Here is a 19352-nt window from a genome sequence, read left to right on the forward strand (position 1 = left end):
TATCACCTTTAATTTTAAAATTTAAAGAACAAGATAATCTGCAGCAAGGATGATATATTCTACTGCCATGCCAATTGTTTCAGCAACTCCTGCCCCAACAGCACCTTTAATTGCTGGTGGGATTTGTTTTCTTGCCATAGCAGCAACCTCTTTAGGAGCTCCGGTTATATCTTCGAGAACTTTACAAATTTTGTTTGTATTTTTAATAATCTTATTTACCGTAGATTTTCCGAACATTGTGCCTAATATGTCTTTTGCCCAAGCATTATTTGCCAGTCCTCTAATAACCTTAATCGCTTCTTTAGCGGCAGCGCTTTTAGCTCCCATAGTACTCATTTGATCTTGTGAACTACCATTTTCGAGACCTTTTAATTCTTCGGCCGCATTTAAAATACCTTTTTCTTTAACTGCCGGGACTGAGTATTCTTTAGCAAGTTTTTGAAGCTCGGTTGGATTATAAGTAAATTGCATGTCCTGTTTAGAAGTACTCGCTTTTTTCACTTCTGAGGCCGAAGCTCCAACAGTCGGGATGGCTATAACCGCTGCTAGCAACATAAAAAGAATTTTAGCAAATAGGCTTTTCAATTTGAACTCTCCTTTATCCCTAATTTTATTGTTTAACACATTGAACACCATACCATAAAACATTTATATTTTTTCCTGTTATTATTATATTCGTTTAAAAAAGGTAAGGCAGTCCTACGTTTGAAACCGTTCAGAAATCACTACGGTGAACAAATATTTATTCACAATTTAAGATATATTTACTACACAAAAAAGACTGTTCTCAAAAACAGTCTTAGATGCTTTTAGAATTAATGCATCCGTTAATATATCTAATTCTTATTCTGATTTTTAAACGCCAAGTGCTCAATTCCTTGATCCTTAAAAACTTGACGGATATAGGGAGGCGAATAGGCATATTTCCGGTCAACTTTTTTTAGACTCATTTTTTTATTGAAATGCAAATCGTATAGCAGATCAAAGTCCTTTGCTCTCACCTCTTTGACAATTCAGGGTAAGAAAGCTTGTCCACTTTTTTTGCCTTAAATAGATTCAGAATACTCCAGTCTGGGATATTAAGTTCCTTTGATATGTCCCCCACCGTTTTAAGTTCTTTGCTTATTTTATTTAGTGTTCAAGTTATAGTTTCTCTTAAGCGCTTCCATATAAGGATTAAATGAACAAAATAAAAACCCTGTTAATGACAGTCGGCGTTTAATTAAAAAATGAATACGATTAGAATGGATCTCAAAGAATACAGCCCTTACAATTTATTAGGCTATTTTCGTATTCAATGTCAGACAGAATATTGTACGAATACTTCTGTTTTTACAGTAAATACAATAAAGAGGAGGTGCTGATTTTTTGGAGTTAAAAAACATCGTTAATTCTTACAACATTACAAATATTTTGGGTTATCTTAGACGCTCTCGTCAGGATATGGAGCGAGAAAAAAGAACAGGCGAAGATACGCTAACTGAACAAAAAGAACTCATGAATAAAATACTGAAGTCGATTGAAATCCCCTATGAATTAAAAATGGAAATCGGGTCAGGAGAAAGCATTGAGGGTCGCCCTGTTTTTAAAGAATGTCTTAAAGACCTCGAGGAAGGCAAGTACCAGGCAATTGCTGTTAAAGAATTAACAAGACTCAGCCGCGGTAGCTACAGTGATGCTGGACAAATAGTTAACCTTCTTCAAAGCAAGCGATTGATTATCATTACACCATATAAAGTCTATGACCCTCGAAATCCTGCAGACATGCGTCAGATTCGTTTTGAATTATTTATGGCCAGAGAAGAATTTGAAATGACCAGAGAGCGTATGACAGGGGCTAAATACACATATGCGGCACAAGGGAAGTGGATTTCCGGACTAGCGCCTTTTGGATACAGGTTAAACAAAAAAACATCCAAACTAGTCCCCGTCGAGGAAGAAGCAAAAGTCGTTCAATTCATCTTTAACATCTTTTTAAATGGATTGAATGGAAAAGATTATAGTTATACAGCGATTGCTTCTCACTTAACAAAATTACAAATACCTACTCCATCAGGAAAAAAGCGCTGGAATCAATACACAATTAAAGCAATTCTGCAAAACGAAGCGTATATCGGAACTGTTAAATATAAGGTTAGAGAAAAAACAAAAGACGGTAAACGAACAATTAGACCTGAAAAGGAACAAATTGTAGTACCGGATGCACATGCCCCCATAATAGATCAAGAACAATTTCAACAATCACAAGAGAAAATTGCAAACAAAGTCCCCCTGCTGCCTAATAAAAATACATTGGAATTAAGTGAATTGGCAGGCGTATGCACTTGTTCCAAGTGCGGTGAACCATTATCTAAATACGAAACTAAGCGAACGCGTGAAAATAAAAACGGCACCAAAAGTGTCTATCACGTTAAATCACTCACTTGCAAAAAGAATAAATGTACGTATGTGAGATATAACGATGTTGAAAATGCCATTCTGGATTACCTCTCTTCTTTAAACAACTTAGATAATAAGACTTTAACAAAACATATCATTTCAATGATTTCTAAATACGAAGACGGAAATAATAATGTGAAAACAAAGAAGCAAATATGTGAACATCTTTCACAAAAAGAACAAGAATTAAAAAACAAAGAGAATTTTATCTTCGAGAAATATGAAAGCGGCATTTACACTGATGAACTTTTTTTGAAAAGAAAAGCTGTTTTAGATGAAGAATTTGCAGAACTCCAGATTGCCAAGAATGAGGTCAATGGAACTCAGGAAGCGCAAACAGAAATAGACAGTAATACAGTCAGAAACAACATCAATAAGATAATTGATCAATATCACATTGAATCAAGCACAGAGAAAAAGAACGCGCTATTAAGAATGGTCTTCAAAGATGTTATCGTTAATATGACACAAAAAAGAAAAGGGCCAATTCCAGCTCAGTTTGAAATCACCCCCATCCTAAGGTTTAATTTTTCGTTTTCGATCTCACCGTCACTGATAGTCCCTCAAAATGCAGTAAATATCTTAAAAAACCGATAAAGCCGTTTCTCCGGTAAACACAATGGGAGCTACGAAGCTGTTGTCCGAGAAGCTGTTTCATCAGGCTAATCATCATGTTCAAAACCGCGGTACGGTGTTTTGTTCGGTCCGCTTCGGCAATGTCCTCGGTTCACGCGGTTCTGTTATTCCTATATTATTTGAACAGCTGATGGATGGCGGCCCGCTCACCATTACGGATAAAAATATGACGAGGTTTTTTATGTCGATTGATGACGCAGCAATGCTTACCCTGCAATCTGCGGCGATTACAAAGGGCGGAGAAACGTTTATTTTTAAAATGGAGTCCCTGAGGCTTGAAGAACTGCTTCACGGGTTTGAGGAATATGCGATCCGGCACGGACTGCCGCGCCCCGCCGCTGTTGAAGTAGGAAAACGCCCCGGGGAGAAACTTCACGAAGAACTGACCTCTCCTCATGAAACGGAATCTTTATATGAATGGGGCAATCTTTACGCGATATTGCCGGACCCCGCCAAACACCCTGAATTCAGGAAGGTCAATCTCCCCAGATATCAATCCGATCAAGCGCCGCTCATCACAACAGACACAGTCGTAAAGATAATTGAACGATTACATGAAGAAAAAAAAGCATAGAAAAAAGGCCTGTCTAAATCGGCAGGCCTCATTGCTGAGCTCTATTTCTCAAATAAATGCTGATAGGTTTCATAGCCTTCTTCCTTCAGCTTATCCTTCGGAATAAAACGGAGTGCCGCAGAGTTAATGCAATAACGGAGACCGGTCGGCCCAGGGCCGTCATTAAAAACGTGGCCCAAGTGGGAGTCCGCTGTTTTGCTTCTCACTTCCGTCCGGACCATCCCGTGGCTCGTGTCCAGTTTTTCGTCAACCTCTTCTTCCTCAATCGGTTTGGTAAAACTCGGCCATCCGCAATGAGAATCGAATTTATCCAGAGAAGTAAACAGGGGTTTTCCTGAAATGATATCAACATAAAGCCCCTCTTCTTTGTGATCCCAAAATTCATTTTGAAATGGCGGCTCTGTTCCGTTGTTTTGCGTGACTTCGTATTGCATGCGGTTTAATGATTTGATTTTTTCTTCTTTATTTAGAGCCATCCTATCTGTCCCTCCAATGTTCATCCAGAAATCCTTGACGTCCGGAGCCTACACGGTAGCGCCCGTAGTGATCAGGATTTTTCTTATAAAAATGCTGATGATAGCCTTCCGCTTCATAAAAAGGCTCAGCCTTTAAAATGTCTGTCACGATCGGCTTTTTAAAGATGCCGCTGTCTTCAAGCCGTTTTTTTGAGGCTTCAGCTATCTCTTTTTGTTCATCATTATGGTAATAAATCGCCGCCCGATATGAACTGCCGCGGTCCGCAAACTGGCCGCCTGCGTCAGTCGGGTCGATCTGCTGCCAAAACAGCTCGACAAGCTTTTCATACGGGAAAATGTCTGGTTGAAATGTGATTTGAACGGCTTCCCTGTGGCCGGTCGTTTCACTGCACACTTCTTCGTAAGTCGGATTCTCAGTATGGCCTCCTGTATAGCCGGACACCACTCTTTCAATTCCAGGCTGTTCGTCAAACGGCTTCACCATGCACCAAAAACAGCCGCCTGCAAATGTGGCGATTTCTTTTTTTTCTGACATACGGGTGCCCTCCTTTGTTCATACGTGGTATTATTATATTATAGCATGTATAAACAGAATAAAAATAATTCTGCTTTCTTCAGGGGAAGCATAAGCCGAATACCGCGCTGACTACATATTGGAGGTTCATGATTTGAAAGTAAGAACACAAATGATGTATCATATGGAAGCTTTGCTTCGAAAAGTGTTTAAACAAATCAGAAATGAAGTTAATGAAATTCTAGATAAAGAGCTGTCCAGGAACGAATTCACCATTTTACGGATTCTCAGTGAACAAGGCCCTAAAAAAGTTACGGAATTCGCTCCCATTCTTGAGGTCTCCGCAAGCCACATTACCGCAGTGACCGACGCTTTAGTAGAAAAGGAATGGATCACCCGCATCCGTTCTAAAGAGGACAGACGAATTATCAGAATCCATATTACGGAAGACGGGGAGAAAATTGTCGATCATTTCAACCAGAAAAAAACAGAATACTTTTTTAAACGGTTTGACTGCTACTCTGATGAAGAGCTCGCAACGTTAATCAAACTGTTCAGCAAGCTGGATAAAAAACGCTGAAACGTAAAAAACACAAATCCCAGAAAGGATCTGTGTTTTTTTATGAAAACTTATTGCTTCGGATGATAATAGGAAAATTCAATTTCATCCGTGTCGAGATTGATTTTATCAGCCTTAACATACATACCGTTGTCTAATGGCATTTCCGACAGACGGACCTCAATGCTTTTATCACTTGGGTGAACATGCACAAATGACGGCAGTTCGTAAAAGCTGTCCATATAATTCAGCACAAAGCTGATCGGAAGGCTTAATTCACCTAATGAAAACTTCGTCACTTTCAGAACCACATCTCCGTTCTTTTGTACGGACGGTTCAAATGTGACAACCGCATTAATGGATGTTGAGAACGCCTTGATTTTACCGGCTACGTGCACGTCGTTATTGATATCCACTTTGTAGTCAAGCTGATTCGATGCCTTCTCTTTTAAGTACGAATTCACAAACCTGGCAAGTGATTCTTTGGAGCTGGTGATATGAAAGCCGTACTCGCTTTTTGTCTCATCTTGTATTTTCGCCTGTTCTCCCGGCATAACCATCAATGTCACGATTACCGCGGCGGCAATCACATTGAGTGCAAGAAGAATAAAAAACAGCGATTTCCATTTCTTCATCATTTCACCCTATTCTGCTGGTAACCCTTGTTTTTCAATAGTGCCGTACAATCGATCGGCGATGAGTGCATACCCTTTTGCATTCGGATGAAAATCATCATCCTTTGAAATCCGGCTGCTGCCGCTTTTTTGACTGAACAAGTCTTCAACATTCACCGCGGCGGCGTGAGGATCTTTTTTCAGCTCTTTTGCGGCGATCTGGTTCCAATCAGTCACAACCCCGTTAATCTCTTTTAACTCAGGCAGCGTAAATGTGAACGGATTGTACATGCTGACATACACCAGCTCAGCGTTTTGATTGTATTTGCGTATTTTTGAAATGATCGCCTTGAACCGTTTTTCAAAAGGTTTCTCTTCTTTTTGGAACGGCTGAACCGTCAGCTGCATAACGTTCTGGCGGAGCACCTTCATTAAATCATTACCGCCGATGGTAAAAAAGATATAGTCGGCGCCCTTCAATGATTTCTGCACTTTTTTATCATCAAGCTTTTTAAGCAGGTCAGACGTCTTGTCGCCCTGCACCGCATAATTTTTAATATCTACTGTTTTCACATGTCCCTTTTTCTTAAGGGAATCCGCCACCTTGCCGACGTATCCTGAACCGTCAGAATCTCCTACTCCTTCAGTCAATGAATCTCCGACCGCAGCTATGACAATATGATCTTTCGTTTTCGGTTCTTCAGCATCAGAACCGGTGCGCTGGACAGAACAAGCTGATAAAAGCAAGGCCAGTCCGGCGATCAATGAGAACATTCGCAGCTTCAATCTGGTTGCTCCTTCCCCGTCTACTAGTGGAAAGTGTAACATGTTTTTTCAGATTTGAAAATGTCTAATCTGCCAGTTTACTTGAGCTTCTCAGCCGCTTTGACATCTGAGAGGATGTCATCATACGGAACTTTCTGCACGCCGTCATAATCTTTAAGCACCTTGCCGTCAGGTCCGACTAAATAAAAAGAAGTTTTATGTATGACCTGATCTTCCCCCTTCGGCTTGTTGACGATTGCTTTAAAGCTGTTCAGCGCAAAATCTTCAATGTCCTTTTGGCTGTAACCGGTCAGAAAATCCCAGTTGCGAAGTGAAAGCGGATATTTGGAAGCAAATGCTTTCAGCTGTTTAGGCGTATCATTTTCAGGATCTACACTGAACGACACAATCCGCACATCCGGGTTCTCAGCCTTCAGTCTTTTTTGCAGTTCAGTCATATGGGCTGTCATCGGCGGACAGACCGAATTACAATTTGTAAACATAAAATCCGCAATCCAGACATGCCCCTTCAGGCTTTTCAGTGACACTGTTTTTCCGTCTTGGTTCTGATATGAAAACGGCTCAATCTGATAGTTCAGCGGGTCTTTTATCGTCTTCCCCCCGCAGGCGCACAAGAGCAGCAAACAGATGACGGCAGCGAAGCTTTTCATTTTTTTCATTTCCATTCCCCCCATGGATAAAACGCTTACAGCATTCATCATAAAAAAATCCCCGCACCCTCCCTTATCAAAAGGAGGGCGCTAAGGAATGCGCGCCGTCATGCGTTATGTTTTAATACCTCTTGGTTGAAAACGGCCTCGTAATCTTTCCACTTCATACGGCGCTTAACATATTGCCGGAATGAATACACTGTTCTCACACTTCGTGAAGCAAAAACTTCTCTCAAATAAAGCTCAAGGTGCCGATGAATTTGAAAAAAATAATGTTCACCTTTCGTGACAACCGGTATTTCTGTCACTTTCACCTGAATCCCGTCCTGTCGTTTGAACTCTAGGCTTTTGAGTAACAAGATATCAATCCTTCTTTTTCGATTGTTTTCTTTTTATTATATACAATCTGAGAAAGCGTGTCTGTCATTTTGCGCGGCCGTTCTAAAAAAAGTCAGATTAACAGGTGGAACAGGTCCTGATCTTTATTCACTTCTACGTAATGAAATCCTTTTTGGTCCATCCGGGCAATGAGCGCGCCGTAATCTTCCCGATGTTTCAGCTCAATACCGACCAATGCAGGTCCGCTGCTTTTGTTATTTTTTTTCGTATATTCAAACCGGGTGATGTCATCATCAGGCCCGAGCACTTCATCAAGGTATTCGCGAAGCGCTCCCGCCCTTTGCGGGAAATTGACGATAAAATAGTGCTGCAGCCCCTCATAAATCATGGAGCGTTCCTTCATCTCCTGCATTCTGCCGATGTCGTTATTCCCTCCGCTGACCACACAGATGACGTTTTTTCCTTTAATCTCTTCCTTGTACAGATCAAGTGCCGACACGGACAATGCGCCCGCCGGCTCAGCTACGATGGCGCATTGATTGTATAATTCGAGAATTGTGCTGCACACTTTTCCTTCCGGGACAAGAAGAATGTCATCAACTACGGTTTCAAGCGTCTGAAAAGTTTTCGCGCCGATTTTTTTCACAGCCGCCCCGTCAACAAATTTATCGATTTTCTCAAGTTCAATGACTTGTCCGGCTTTTTTCGATTCAAAATATGTAGCTGCGCCCTTCGGCTCCACCGCTATGATTTTTGTTTCCGGCGAAATGTTTTTCATGTACGTGCCGAGACCGGAAAGGAGTCCTCCTCCCCCTACACTCGCAAAGAGGAAATGCGGCTCAACGTCAATGTCATTTAAAATTTCAATGGCAGCCGTTCCCTGCCCCGCCATGACATCCGGATCGTCAAACGGATGAATAAACGTGCGGTTTTCCTTTTCACAGCATTCCGCAGAACTCTTATATGCATCATCAAAAGTGTCACCCGTCAATATGATTTCAACAAATTCTTTTCCGAACAGCTCCACTTGAGATACCTTTTGTCTCGGTGTGGTTGACGGCATAAAAATCTTGCCGTGAATGCCGAGATGTTTGCATGAGAACGCAACCCCCTGCGCGTGGTTTCCCGCACTGGCGCAGACAATTCCGTTTTCAGTCTGCTCTTTTGAGAGCTGTCTCATTTTATTATAAGCCCCTCTGAGCTTAAATGATCTGACCACCTGAAGGTCTTCTCTTTTCAAATAGATATTGCAGTCATATCTCTCAGAAAGTCTGTCATTCCTCTGCAAAGGCGTATGTATCACAACGTCCTTTACGTTTTGGTGCGCTTTTAAAATGTCTTTTACCTGGATGAGAGAGTCTTCTTTAAGTAACGGTTTCATTTACAGAGTCCTTTCTTATTTAAATCCCTATTTAATATGCCATTATAACATGAATATTCAAATAATAAGATAATTATTTGAATTTCGTAAATAAAATTAAATAAACCGATTCATAAGAAAAAGATATTTTCAAAGGTGAAAACATGTTATACTTAAACCAATTAGAACCAAAAGGAGCCAATTCATGACTGTAATTGAACAATCTGATCCCTTTCATCAGCTAGCCGGCGAACATAAATCCTTTTTAGAAACGAAACGATTGGCCGCCAAATTCGCCTTATCGGATCTGCCGGTCTTCATCACGGGTGAAGTCGGAACCGGAAAAAAACAAATGGCCGCAGCGATCCACCATAAATCCCGCAGAAACAGCGAACTATTTATTACCGTTCACTGCAGCCAAAGCGAAGAGCGGCTCAATCATGAACTGTTCTGTGCTGAAGGTGCATTAAATAGGGCCCGCCGCGGAACATTATTCTTATATGAAATCGGAGACATGCCGCTGTCGGTACAGGCCCGCCTTCTTTCGGAGCTTGATGCCGGGCTTTCCGCCCGCATCATTGCAAGCAGCACGGCTGATCTTGCCGATACGGAAAACACGTTCAGCAAAGATTTATTTTACAGGCTTCACGTGTTATGCCTTCAGCTCCCTGCTCTATCTGAACGAAAAGGCGATATACCGCTCCTTCTTCAGCATATGCTGGCAGCCTCTGGGCAGCAATTGCATCTCGATCCGTCCGTTTATCCGCTGTTTGAGCGGCACACCTTTAACGGCAACATTAGAGAGCTTCAAAACGCGGCGCATTATATGGCTGCGGCAGCCTCCGGCGGTACGATTTATCCCGAGGATGTCCCGCCCTATATCAAAAACAGCCAGAAAGCGAAAACCGCCAAGAAAAAAGAAAAGCGCCTGACATTGATGGAGAAAGAAGAATTTTTGTTTATTTTGGAATCAATCAAAGGCTTAAATGCCAAAGGCGAACCCGCCAGCAGACGGAGCATATCCGAATTAAGTGAGAACGGCACAATGACATTGACGCCTCAGCAGGTCAGAAACAGGCTTGATTACTTAGAAAAGATGAACTATGTCACAAAAGGCCGGGGACGCGCAGGAACAAAAATCACAATAGAAGGGTTAGGCTTTTTGCAGTCACTGCAAAAACAAATCCTTTAAAAGGAGGACATTTGATTGTTCACGATTAAAGAAGAAATCGCAAATGCCATCACACACGGAATCGGTGTATTGCTGTCGATTCCGGCGCTGATTTTTCTCATTATCTTCGCGGTAAAATACGGATCGCCGACAGACATCGCCAGCTTCTCGATTTTCGGCGCCTCAATGCTGCTTCTGTATCTCAGCTCGACTCTCCTGCACAGCATTCAGCATAAAAAAACGAAAGACATTCTTGAGATTGTGGATCACTCCGCGATTTACGTCTTGATAGCGGGGACATATACGCCATTTTTATTAGGGCCGCTTAAAGGCGCACTCGGCCTGACTCTTTTAATTATCGTTTGGTCGCTTGCCCTCGGAGGCATCGTGTTTAAAATCTTTTTCGTGAAGCGGTTTATCATTTTTTCAACGCTTGTCTATTTAATGATGGGCTGGCTGATTATCGTCGCCATTAAACCGCTGTACGCTTCGCTGTCAGGCCCGGGATTCGGCCTTCTTCTTCTCGGCGGCTTATTATATTCCGCCGGCACCGTTTTTTATATTTGGAGAAAGATCCCGTTTCATCACGCCATTTGGCACAGCTTTGTTTTAGGCGGCAGCGCCTCAATGTTTTTCTGTATTTTATTTTATTGTGTCAAAGTTCCCTTTATCTGAAATAAAAAAGCACAGCCTCTCGTAAAGAGACTGTGCTTTTTTTATGCACGGAGCCGTTTTTGAACGGCCGGATAATAAGCGGGCTTGACATGCAATTCAATGTCAGCCGGTTTCAGCCGTTTCAAGAATCTGCCCCGAAGCAGCCGGTCTGTTCCCGTTGTGCTGACCGGAACAATCGGAAGATCAAAACGCAGGGCCAGTTCCTCCGGATTGATTTTGCCGTCTTCAGAAAGAATCAGGCTTTGTCCTTTTTGCAGGCTGACTTCCGCCTCCTGACGCACGTCCCGGCTTTCTCCGTCACAAATGACACCCATCAGTCTCAGCCAATTCCCCAGAAACGGCATCCGAAAAGCTTTCTTGCCGGCGATAAAACCAGCCGGATCTTCAAGATGTCCCGCAAGCAGCACAAGATCACCCACACCTAATCTGGGATGCACATACAATACAGGTCCGTCCGGTATCGGCCGATCATGATGAATGCTGATTACCGATCCCGACAAGTCAATGCAGCCTCTCATAAACGCTTTGGGCTGTTCGTACACCCGTTTCATCTGTTTTTGAAAAGAAAGCCGCGGGTCAAGCTCTTTTAGATTGATATATTCCTGAATATTTTTCATGAACATAAATACAACGTACATCACAAGGCAGCCGTACCGAATCAATTCTTGTCCCCCTGCTTATTTCTTTTTCTCGTATACAAGGTACTCATAATCGTAAGGGTTTTTTTCATCTTTTACTCCCTGTCTGCGAGATGTCAATTCCCATTCAGTTTCATTAAACTCCGGAAAAAAACGGTCACCTTCAAAGACATGATGAATTTTAGTCATGTAGAGTCTGTCCGCATATGGAAAGAGCGCACTGTACAGCTGGGCGCCGCCGATTACAAAGCATTCTTCATTCCCCGGGATCAATTTGAGCACTTCCTCAGCCGAGGAAGCGACCGTACAGCCTTGAAATAAGGATTCGTCCCGTGAAGTTACAACGATGTTACGCCGATTCGGAAGCGGACGTCCGATTGATTCAAACGTTTTCCGCCCCATCACAATGGTATGTCCCGTCGTCACTTTTTTGAAATATGCGAGATCGTCCGGAAGGTGCCAAGGCAGATCGTTATCTTTTCCGATCAGCCGGTTTTCATCCATCGCAAAAATAAACGAAATCATACGCTGACAGCTCCTTTTATATGCGGATGCGGGTCATAATCCTCAATGATAAAGTCTTCAAACGTAAAATCAAAAATAGAATCAACGTTGCGCGCAAACCGCAGTTTCGGCAGCGGGCGGACATCTCTTGTCAGCTGCAAATTCACCTGTTCCACATGGTTTTGATAAATGTGGACGTCTCCGAACGTATGAACAAACTCACCCGGTTCAAGACCCGTCACATGCGCGATCATCATTGTTAAAAGCGCATAAGACGCGATATTAAACGGCACGCCGAGAAAGACATCCGCCGACCGCTGGTAAAGCTGGCACGACAGTTTTCCGTCAGCGACATAAAACTGAAACAGGCAGTGGCAAGGAGGAAGCGCCATATGATCAATTTCGCCGACATTCCACGCACTGACGATTAAACGCCGGGAATTCGGATTGGTCTTGATGTCATGAACCAGCCGGGAGATTTGATCAATCGTCTCGCCGTCCGCTCCGCGCCATGAGCGCCATTGAGAGCCGTAAACCGGTCCAAGCTCTCCGTTTTCATCGGCCCATTCGTTCCAGATGCGTACTCCGTTTTCCTGAAGATAGCGGACATTCGTGTCTCCTTTTAAAAACCAAAGCAGCTCGTGCGCGATTGATTTAAAATGGAGCTTTTTCGTCGTAAGCATCGGGAAACCTTCCTGAAGGTTAAACCGCATTTGGTAGCCGAACGTGCTGATCGTGCCCGTTCCCGTACGGTCTCCTTTTTTTTCTCCGTTTTCTAACACATGACGGCACAAATCTTTATATTGTTTCATCTTTTTCATCCTTTTAACGTAGTCTTTTAGTAGTGTAACACAATAAAAAATCATTTCTGCAAAATTTCTCAGAAATGATTTTTTTATTTCTTCACGTTATTACACGCTCATCCAGTCAGGCGGCGTATTCCGGTCCCAATAAATGCTGCCGAGCTCATGGTGTGATTGGAATCCGTCTTCAGCGGTATGGTAATGAAAATTAAACCAGTAGCCGTCTTGCGGAGGATGATCCCGGCGGACGTGGAATCTTAAAAGATCTTCACCCGTCAGCCTGTTATACACATGAAAAATTTTTTCGGTTTTTCCGGCCGACGGCTTGCTGGAAATGACCACATCCTGATACGCTTCATCATCTCGAAACTTGGCTAAATGTCCTGTGATCACATCTTCGATTTTCGGCAGAATTTCACTTCTGTAATCATCTTCAATGACCGGAGAGATTTTGCTGCCGAATTTTAAAAATGCTTGATTTTCAGCATCACCGAGAAGCTGCTGCTGATACGATTGAAACGGTAATTCAGGCTCCCGCCCTGCCTTCTCTTCCCCCGGCAGGGAGTGTTCATCATAAAAAGCGGTGTAATCATTCTGCTCAAGACTGCTCGACTGTCCTGAAGGCTTGTCTGTCATCAGAGCAGCCGGAGGAGACACGAGCCCGAACGTTACAATGGTAAACAGAACCACAAGGGTCTTTTTCATCCACAATTTCATGATAGATAGTTCCCCTCTGTTTTATTGTCCTCTTGTCCCTATATTCTAGCATAGAACAAAGCGCGGCGTCATGTCCGGAAGCGCATGATCATACAATATGGGAAATTGGTAACTGTGACCGAGCGGCTAAACCGCTTACAATAAGAAAGAGAAAAAAGGAGGGGATGAGATGATTAACGCTTTATTTGCGACTGTATCACTTCTCACGCTGCTTTATTTTGTCGTCATGGAAATCACTGATTAACGAAAGAAAAGCTCATGATATCATGAGCTTACATGAATGACACCGAAGTGGAAAAGCGCCGTTTTTCTTTTCAGCACCTTGAAGCCGTATCGTTCAAACCGCGGGCTTTTCCAATGGTCTTTAAGCACTACAGATTTTTTCGCCGCCCGAACGGCTTGCGTGATGCACTCTTCGTTAAAACCTTCTTCTGCCAGCGCACGGAGCGGCGCAATGCCGTCTGACGTTTCAACAGGTTCGTGAAACATCGGGTCAAAATAGATGACATCTACCGATGAATCAGGAAGCTCCCGCAAATAATCGGCGCAGTCGGCACGCTTGACTTGAATGCGTTTCATGGCGGCTTGGAGCGGTTCAATACCGGTTTCCCACGTTTGAAGGCCTGTTTTAACAAGCAATGAGACAAGCTCATTTTTCTCCAGGCCGATTACTTGTCCGCTTTTTCCGACAGCCATGCTTGCCAAAATCGCATCGGATGCCAGGCCGAGCGTACAATCTAAAAAGGAGTCCCCTTCGCGTAAACCGGCTGCTTTTAACATCGGCTCGGCTTCCCCTCTCAAAAACCGCTTTGCCCGGAACATCGCTGTATTCGGGTGAAAAAAGAACTTTTCCCCTTGCTTCGTGTAAAGTTCGAACCGTTCCTTTCCAATGACCAAAAGATCGTTTGCCGCTCGTTCCAGCATTTTTTCAATGGGCTGTTTATTGCGGCTGCAATAGGTGTCACCCAGCCTGTCACTGAGAGACTGTGCTATGTGTATCGTATATTCGCTAGGTCTGTAACTGGTTGTGATCATTTATTTCTCCAAAAAGAAAATGCCCGGAATTCGGGCATTTCAGCAGTGTGCATCGAAGGCATCTGTCAGATTTTTCATAATTTCCTCCATGTCATGCCCTTCGATTTCGTGGCGGGGAATAAAGTGAACGACCTCTTTCCCTTTTAACAGCGCCATTGATGGCGAGGAAGGTTCCTGCCCCGTAAAATATTCACGCATTTTTGCAGTCGCATCTTTATCTTGACCGGCAAATACGGTAACCGTATGATCAGGCGCTTTTTCATGCTGTAAAACAGCCTGAGTCGCAGCCGGACGGGCAAGACCCGCGGCACAGCCGCACACGGAGTTGACAACGACCAATGTCGTGCCCTCAGCTTGTTCCATAAAGCTTTCCACTTCTTCCGCCGTCGTTAATTCCTGAAAACCCGCGCCCGTCAGCTCGCGGCGCATCGGCACGACCAGCTGGCGCATATATTCTTCATAAGCCATTGACATAAAAAAGCCCCCTCTAAAATCCTTATATGATGTCAAGGATACTATAGAGGGAGCCGGAATTCAATTGTTCAGGCCGCTGATTTAAATTTTCATGATTCCGCCCGTATTGGCGCTTGTCACGAGTTTGGAATACCGGGCAAGATATCCTGTTTTGACTTTCGGCTCAAAGCCTTTCCAATTCGCCTTACGTTTTTCCCATTCTTCTTCAGGCACTTGCACATCCAAAATCCGTTTTTCTATGTCAACGATAACATGGTCTCCGTTTTCGACGAATGCGAGCGGGCCGCCCTCAGCCGCTTCAGGGGATACGTGGCCGATTGAAAGGCCGCGGGACGCCCCTGAAAAACGTCCGTCTGTAATAAGCGCCACTTTGGGGCCGAGCCCCATTCCGACAATCTGAGAAGTCGGAGCGAGCATCTCCGGCATGCCAGGGCCTCCTTTTGGACCTTCATAACGGATAATGACAACGTCTCCTTCTTTTACTTTGCGGTTTATAATCCCTTCAAGCGCGGCATCCTGGGAATCAAAGACGACAGCGGGGCCTTCGTGTCTTGTAATCCCGTCTTGTACGCCGCCTGTTTTGATAATGGCGCCATCCGGAGCCAGATTCCCAAACAGCACGGCCAAACCGCCTTTTTCGGTAAATGGATTGTCAAGCGGATGAATCACGTCATAATCCTTTACTTCATGACCTGCTATTGTTTCTCCGAGTGTCCGGCCTGTCACAGTCAGCGCGTCAAGATGAAGCGCGCCTTCTTTTTTCGCCAATTCATTAAGGGCCGCAGAGACTCCGCCCGCTTCGTGCAGGTCTTCAATGAAGACGTCTGAGGCCGGCGCCAATTTCGATAAGTGAGGTACTCGTTCTGCCACTTCGTTAATGCGTTCTAATGAGTACTCGACTCCCGCTTCATTGGCAAGCGCAAGCGTATGAAGCACTGTGTTGGTTGAGCCGCCGAGAGCCATGTCTAACGCAAACGCGTTGTCAATCGCTTTTTCGGTGACGATATCGCGCGGCTTAATGTCCTTTTTGATGGTTTCCATCAATTGAGCCGCTGATTTTCTCACAAACTCTCTTCTTTCCGGAGAAGCCGCAAGAATTGTTCCGTTGCCCGGAAGCGCCAGACCGAGCGCTTCAGACAGACAGTTCATCGAGTTTGCCGTAAACATGCCTGAACAAGATCCGCACGTCGGACAGCCGAACTGTTCCAGCTCCTGCAGTTCGCCTTCACCGATTTTCCCGGCTTGATAGGCGCCGACGCCTTCAAATACTGAAGAAAGCGAGATCTTGCGGCCGTCGCTTGTGCGGCCGGCTGCCATCGGCCCTCCGCTGACGAAAATGGTCGGGATATTAATCCGCATAGCCGCCATCAGCATTCCCGGCGTAATTTTGTCACAGTTCGGAATGCAGACCATTCCGTCAAACCAGTGCGCCGAGACGACCGTTTCAACTGAATCGGCAATGATTTCACGGCTCGGCAGCGAATATCTCATGCCGATATGCCCCATTGCGATTCCGTCATCTACTCCGATGGTGTTAAATTCAAAAGGCACTCCGCCCGCTTCCCTGATTGCTTCTTTTACGATTTTTCCAAATTCCTGCAGATGAACATGTCCGGGAACGATATCGATGTATGAATTGCAGACCGCGATAAACGGCTTGCCGAAGTCTTCTTCTTTTACGCCGGCAGCGCGAAGCAGGCTGCGGTGCGGCGCTCTGTCAATTCCCTGTGTGATCATGTTGCTGCGTAATTCTGCCATGGTGATCCCCCTACTGTTTTTAGACTGTGCGATATTTTTAAAATTTTCAGTTTATTTAAGGGCGCATTCTGTATATATCTCCAGTTACAGCGTTTCCGCCCTGTCCGCTTTCGTATTCTTTTTGTATCTCGATAAAAACCCTCCAACAATTAATATTGTACTTACTATATAGAGTTTTGAATCATTTTTCAACAATATTCTAAATAATTTTTATAAAAAGTGAATTCAAATAAAAAAGGTGCATGGCGCACCTTTTTATTACTGCTGTTCTTTTTTTCTGCTTTCAGTCATTTGTTTCCAGACTGAACCTTTCGCCTCTTCTCCGTGCTCAATCCGTTCAATCGCCATTTTGACTTGCAGGCTGACTTCAAATTCCGGATCGTCTTCCGCCGCTTTTAATGCTTCCAGCGCTGTTTCATCGCCGACTTCATATAAAAACATGGCCGCGCGCCAGCGCACGAGCTTGCTTGAGTCACTGAGCGATTTTATCATTGCCGGGATGGCGCTCGCATCGCCGATATCTGACAGGCAGTCACCCGCCGTCCTTCTGACCGTCACCGTTTTGTCTTCAAGCGCTTTGTATAGCAGCGGAAGCACAGACGGCTTTTCGATCATTCCTAAATAGACGACGGCTTGTCTTCTGATCGAGGTCTTCGGATCATGAAGCGCTTTTTCCAATACAGGTAAATCGTCTTCATCCGGGTCCATTTGCTCAAGATGGGCATAGCGCTGTTTCCAGTCTTCATCATCGAGCATATCCGGTGTCACTTTATAAGCTTTCCGCTGCACTGCCGGCTTGGCCTCACCTTTTTGCTGTGCGGCCGCTTCGGTCAGGCGTTTGAGCCGCTCATCACTGTAAGCAGCCTGAAGCTCTTCTGTGACATCGTGTCCGATTTCGGTAAAATCTCCGAAGCGGACGCCTTGTTCTTTCCAGGAGCGCTCAAATACGACATTTGAGGCTTCTGAACGCAGCTTTAATATGGCTTCTTGAAAACGTTCCGGAAGGCCGAACCGTTCTTCACGTTCGCCGTCTGTCAATTTGACCTGCATCGGGATTCCGCTGAACATTTGGACGAAAACCTTCACTTCTCCGAATGATTCCTGTTCAGAACGGCTCTCAGACTGCTCCGTTTGTTCCATTCCGAAGGCTGATCGGACTTGCGGCAGAATTTCCTTCCAGTCAAAACGGGCGTTTCTCTCCACAGCCAAAAAATCAGCAACATGATAAACGCCTTTTACTCCCTCAATCTTTAAAATATCACGTACGACGGCCGGAGCATCTTCTGCCTGATCCGGCTTATAATTGTTGCTTTTGCCGGCCGGAAGCTCTTCAGTCAAGATCACTTTCATCGTGTTCGGACTCGGCGTCGGTTCTATTGATTTAATCTTCATATTGGTCCTCCTATGCACAATCTGACACTTATTCTAACACAGCCTGCACAAGCGTTCTATTGCCCCGCTTAGCTTTTTGCCATGCCGGCCTCTTTTGGAATGCGGGCGGCAAACTGCAATAGAAATTGATGCTGCTCCTCTGCCAATCCGGCTCCTGTTTTTGTATTCATTAAGCCGATACCCGCAGCGCCGATCGCATCAAGCATGTCTGCATCCTGAATAACTTTTCCTTCCAATGAAAGCGGCCGTTTTTTCAGCGGTTCCCTGTGCAAAAATGACATCCCCGTGATCATATCCGCAATCTCCTGAATGGAGTCATGCGCGATGTTGAAAGCAGCCAGCTGTTCTGTCACTCCGCCCGCCGTCAGGCTTTCTTTGGGTTATCATCAATTAGACCATGAACCAGCGCGGCCGCCTCGGTGCGCCTTCTTCTTTTGCAATACAAACAGGAAGTGTTGCGATCCGGGAATGAAGCCAGTCATGGCCCGTTCTTTCATTGATAAGCTGTTCTTTTTCTTTTCGTTCACCGTGTCACCTCTTATAGAGCCAAAAGCCTCTGTACTGTATCTTCAAGCTCCTTCGGGTTGACGTTTGGAGAAAAACGCCCGGTGACCTCGCCGTTTCGGTCCACAATAAACTTAGTGAAATTCCATTTGACCGCCTTTGTGCCAAGCATCCCCTTCGCCTTCTCCGTCAAATATGTGAAAAGAGGGTGAGCGTCTGCTCCATTGACATCCACTTTCGCAAACATCGGGAATGTGACGCCGTAATTTTTCACACAGAATTCCTGAATTTCCGCCTCGTTTCCAGGCTCTTGGTTCATAAATTGATTGCAGGGAAATCCTAATATTTCAAGCCCTTCCTCCCGGTATGTATCATAGAGCTCCTGAAGCTGCTTGAGCTGGGACGTGAACCCGCATTTGCTCGCTGTATTCACAATGATCAGCACCTTGCCCCTGTAAGCCGATAGCGTCATGTCTTCACCAGTTATGGTCCGTACGTTTATGTCGTAGATTGTCATCTGCGCCCCTCCTACTTTCATTCTTCATTTATTTTAACTGTTTTACAATGCAAAACAAACGGAAACCGCTTTTCCCTTCCATTTACCGGTAAACATTTTTTTCGAGGAACCAAACGGCTCTTTGCCCGTCATAATAAAGAGCCGCCCCGAATTTATGCCCTTTTGCCGCTTTCATCCTGTCTTTATGCGTTAATTGCGGTTTATTACGCCGGGATGG

Annotated in this window: 20 protein-coding genes and 3 pseudogenes; 5 read left to right on the top strand and 18 right to left on the bottom strand. The window is 44.5% G+C overall.

Going from position 1 to position 19352, the window contains the following annotated elements; translation table 11 throughout:
- Positions 1-21: 21 nt before the first annotated feature.
- Positions 22-648, bottom strand: a complete 627-nt coding sequence (locus ICW23_RS05540; protein WP_016936671.1) for a hypothetical protein — start codon at positions 646-648, stop codon at positions 22-24.
- A 720-nt stretch (positions 649-1368) separates the two neighbouring features.
- Between ICW23_RS05540 and ICW23_RS05545 the strand changes: the two are divergent.
- A pseudogene (locus tag ICW23_RS05545) lies at positions 1369-3053 on the top strand (recombinase family protein).
- A pseudogene (locus tag ICW23_RS05550) lies at positions 3029-3649 on the top strand (polysaccharide biosynthesis protein); the annotation flags it as partial. The pseudogenes ICW23_RS05545 and ICW23_RS05550, both read left to right, overlap by 25 nt.
- 41 nt (positions 3650-3690) lie before the next feature.
- On the opposite strand, the gene msrB reads toward ICW23_RS05550, so the two are convergent.
- Complete coding sequence (gene msrB / locus ICW23_RS05555) at positions 3691-4125, bottom strand: peptide-methionine (R)-S-oxide reductase MsrB (protein ID WP_016936674.1); 435 nt, start codon at positions 4123-4125, stop codon at positions 3691-3693.
- Position 4126: 1 nt separating this feature from the next.
- Positions 4127-4660, bottom strand: coding sequence for a peptide-methionine (S)-S-oxide reductase MsrA (gene msrA, locus ICW23_RS05560; protein ID WP_016936675.1), 534 nt, complete (start codon positions 4658-4660; stop codon positions 4127-4129).
- A gap of 133 nt (positions 4661-4793) precedes the next feature.
- Between msrA and ICW23_RS05565 the strand changes: the two genes are divergently transcribed.
- Positions 4794-5219: a MarR family transcriptional regulator gene (locus ICW23_RS05565; protein ID WP_188154161.1), complete on the top strand. Its 426-nt coding sequence runs from the start codon at positions 4794-4796 to the stop codon at positions 5217-5219.
- A 50-nt stretch (positions 5220-5269) separates the two neighbouring features.
- Here ICW23_RS05565 and ICW23_RS05570 read toward each other — a convergent pair whose 3' ends face one another.
- The 5 genes from ICW23_RS05570 to ilvA all read right to left on the bottom strand — a co-directional run bounded on the left by ICW23_RS05570 (position 5270) and on the right by ilvA (position 8968).
- The gene (locus ICW23_RS05570; protein WP_016936676.1) at positions 5270-5833 is read right to left on the bottom strand and encodes a YpmS family protein; all 564 of its coding nucleotides are present in this window, start codon (positions 5831-5833) and stop codon (positions 5270-5272) included.
- Between the two features lie 9 nt (positions 5834-5842).
- Entirely contained in the window at positions 5843-6598 is a 756-nt protein-coding gene (locus ICW23_RS05575) for an SGNH/GDSL hydrolase family protein (RefSeq protein ID WP_016936677.1), read from the bottom strand.
- 77 nt (positions 6599-6675) lie between these two features.
- A complete protein-coding gene (locus ICW23_RS05580; RefSeq protein ID WP_029575231.1) occupies positions 6676-7257 on the bottom strand; it encodes an SCO family protein in 582 nt (193 codons plus the stop codon).
- Between the two features lie 98 nt (positions 7258-7355).
- Positions 7356-7607, bottom strand: a complete 252-nt coding sequence (locus tag ICW23_RS05585; protein ID WP_047474519.1) for a DUF2535 family protein — start codon at positions 7605-7607, stop codon at positions 7356-7358.
- A gap of 92 nt (positions 7608-7699) precedes the next feature.
- On the bottom strand, positions 7700-8968 hold the full coding sequence (gene ilvA, locus ICW23_RS05590; protein WP_045926138.1) for a threonine ammonia-lyase IlvA: 1269 nt from the start codon (positions 8966-8968) through the stop codon (positions 7700-7702).
- 184 nt (positions 8969-9152) lie between these two features.
- On the opposite strand from ilvA, the gene ICW23_RS05595 reads away from it, so the two are divergent.
- Both ICW23_RS05595 and trhA read left to right on the top strand, forming a co-directional pair.
- Positions 9153-10139, top strand: a complete 987-nt coding sequence (locus tag ICW23_RS05595; RefSeq protein WP_060962504.1) for a sigma 54-interacting transcriptional regulator — start codon at positions 9153-9155, stop codon at positions 10137-10139.
- A 15-nt stretch (positions 10140-10154) separates the two neighbouring features.
- Positions 10155-10793 (top strand): PAQR family membrane homeostasis protein TrhA, encoded by a 639-nt coding sequence (gene trhA / locus ICW23_RS05600; protein WP_016936682.1) that lies wholly within the window; start codon positions 10155-10157, stop codon positions 10791-10793.
- Positions 10794-10834: 41 nt separating this feature from the next.
- Here the strand turns inward: trhA and ICW23_RS05605 are convergent, their stop codons facing one another.
- The 10 genes and pseudogenes from ICW23_RS05605 to ICW23_RS05650 all read right to left on the bottom strand — a co-directional run bounded on the left by ICW23_RS05605 (position 10835) and on the right by ICW23_RS05650 (position 19135).
- A complete protein-coding gene (locus ICW23_RS05605; protein ID WP_188154162.1) occupies positions 10835-11455 on the bottom strand; it encodes a lysophospholipid acyltransferase family protein in 621 nt (206 codons plus the stop codon).
- A 15-nt stretch (positions 11456-11470) separates the two neighbouring features.
- Complete coding sequence (locus tag ICW23_RS05610; protein ID WP_095241690.1) at positions 11471-11956, bottom strand: dihydrofolate reductase; 486 nt, start codon at positions 11954-11956, stop codon at positions 11471-11473.
- Positions 11953-12747: a thymidylate synthase gene (locus ICW23_RS05615; protein ID WP_016936685.1), complete on the bottom strand. Its 795-nt coding sequence runs from the start codon at positions 12745-12747 to the stop codon at positions 11953-11955. Before ICW23_RS05615 ends, ICW23_RS05610 begins: the two co-directional genes overlap by 4 nt.
- Positions 12748-12846: 99 nt before the next feature.
- Positions 12847-13455 carry a YpjP family protein gene (locus ICW23_RS05620; RefSeq protein ID WP_188154163.1) on the bottom strand — a complete coding sequence of 203 codons (609 nt, stop codon included), beginning with the start codon at positions 13453-13455 and terminating at the stop codon, positions 12847-12849.
- Between the two features lie 264 nt (positions 13456-13719).
- Entirely contained in the window at positions 13720-14490 is a 771-nt protein-coding gene (locus ICW23_RS05625; RefSeq protein WP_016936687.1) for a class I SAM-dependent methyltransferase, read from the bottom strand.
- A gap of 39 nt (positions 14491-14529) precedes the next feature.
- On the bottom strand, positions 14530-14964 hold the full coding sequence (locus ICW23_RS05630; protein WP_003153619.1) for a BrxA/BrxB family bacilliredoxin: 435 nt from the start codon (positions 14962-14964) through the stop codon (positions 14530-14532).
- An 81-nt stretch (positions 14965-15045) separates the two neighbouring features.
- Positions 15046-16722, bottom strand: coding sequence for a dihydroxy-acid dehydratase (gene ilvD / locus ICW23_RS05635; RefSeq protein WP_016936688.1), 1677 nt, complete (start codon positions 16720-16722; stop codon positions 15046-15048).
- A 258-nt stretch (positions 16723-16980) separates the two neighbouring features.
- Entirely contained in the window at positions 16981-18114 is a 1134-nt protein-coding gene (locus ICW23_RS05640; protein ID WP_016936689.1) for a conserved virulence factor C family protein, read from the bottom strand.
- 68 nt (positions 18115-18182) lie between these two features.
- Positions 18183-18615: pseudogene (locus tag ICW23_RS05645) on the bottom strand (HD domain-containing protein).
- A 37-nt stretch (positions 18616-18652) separates the two neighbouring features.
- Entirely contained in the window at positions 18653-19135 is a 483-nt protein-coding gene (locus tag ICW23_RS05650) for a glutathione peroxidase (RefSeq protein ID WP_016936690.1), read from the bottom strand.
- Between the last annotated feature and the right edge of the window lie 217 nt (positions 19136-19352).

This window comes from Bacillus sp. 1021, from assembly GCF_014534735.1.
Taxonomy (GTDB): Bacteria; Bacillota; Bacilli; order Bacillales; family Bacillaceae; genus Bacillus; species Bacillus siamensis.